The organism is Gillisia mitskevichiae (genome assembly GCF_003634585.1).
Taxonomy (GTDB): domain Bacteria; phylum Bacteroidota; class Bacteroidia; order Flavobacteriales; family Flavobacteriaceae; genus Gillisia; species Gillisia mitskevichiae.
On record NZ_RBLG01000016.1, the window covers coordinates 1 to 1582 of the forward strand.

General features: G+C 40.1%; 1 protein-coding gene. It reads right to left on the reverse strand.

What is annotated here, in order from left to right:
- On the reverse strand, positions 1-1582 hold a 1582-nt coding region (locus BC962_RS16415), incomplete at both ends, for a fibronectin type III domain-containing protein (protein ID WP_220660190.1).

A 1582-nucleotide genomic window follows, 5' to 3' on the forward strand; every position in this document is an offset into this window, starting at 1 on the left:
CGCCAGAAATAGTTGGTATTATTGGCTAAGTTATTTGGTGTTGCACTGGTGCTTGTAAGATCGGTTTGAGTTTCAACAATGTCATTAAATGTAATATCATTTGCAATTTCCAAAGTATAAGAATCAACCTCAGAAACAGCATTCCAAGTTAAGCTTGCATCTAAGGCAACATCCATCGCTGTATCTAATGGTGATACTAAAGTCGGAGCATCGGCAATGGCAGGAACTGTGGTAAAACTCCATATAGCAGATTCACTCGAACCGCCTGCATTCAAAGCAAAAACACGCCAGAAATAATTGGTATTATTAGCCAGGTTATTAGGAATGGTTGTGGTGCTTGTAAGATCGGTTTGAGTATCGATGATGTTAGCAAAAGCAATGTCTGTCGCAACTTCTAAGGTATAAGAATCAACCTCAGAAACGGCATTCCAAGTTAAGCTTGAATTTAAAGCAACATCTGTCGCGGTATTTAAAGGGGAAACTAAAGTCGGAGCATCGGCAATGGCCGGAACTGTGGTAAAACTCCATATAGCAGATTCACTCGAACCGCCTGCATTCAAAGCAAATACGCGCCAGAAATAGTCGGTATTATTAGCTAAGTTATTAGGGATGGTTGTGGTATTAGTTAGATCGGCTTGAGTATCGATGATGTTAGCAAAGGCAATGTCTGTCGCAACTTCTAAAGTATAAGAATCGACTTCAGAAACAGCATTCCAAGTTAAACTTGCATCTAAAGCAACATCCATCGCTGTATCTAATGGTGATACTAAAGTCGGAGCATCGGCAATGGCAGGAACTGTGGTAAAACTCCATATAGCAGATTCACTCGAACCGCCTGCATTCAAAGCAAAAACACGCCAGAAATAATTGGTATTATTAGCCAGGTTATTAGGAATGGTTGTGGTGCTTGTAAGATCGGTTTGAGTTTCAACAATGTCATTAAATGTAATATCATTTGCAATTTCCAAAGTATAAGAATCAACCTCAGAAACAGCATTCCAAGTTAAGCTTGCATCTAATGCAACATCTGTCGCTGTATCTAATGGGGAAACTAATGTTGGCGCATCGGCAATGGCGGGAACTGTGGTAAAACTCCAAATTGCAGATTCACTCGAACCGCCTGCATTCAAAGCAAAAACACGCCAGAAATAGTCAGTATTATTAGCCAAGTTATTTGGCGTTGCATTGGTGCTTGTAAGATCGGTTTGAGTATCAACAATGTCATTAAATGTAATATCGGTTGCAATTTCCAAAGTATAAGAATCAACTTCAGAAACAGCATTCCAAGTTAAACTTACATCTAAAGCAACATCTGTCGCGGTGTCTAATGGTGATACTAAAGTAGGCGCATCGGCAATGGCGGGAACTGTGGTAAAACTCGATATAGCAGATTCACTCGAACCTCCTGCATTCAAAGCAAAAACACGCCAGAAATAGTTGGTATTATTAGCCAAGTTATTTGGCGTTGCATTGGTGCTTGTAAGATCGGTTTGAGTATCGATGATGTTAGCAAAAGCAATGTCTGTCGCAACTTCTAAGGTATAAGAATCAACCTCAGAAACGGCATTCCAAGTTAAGCTTG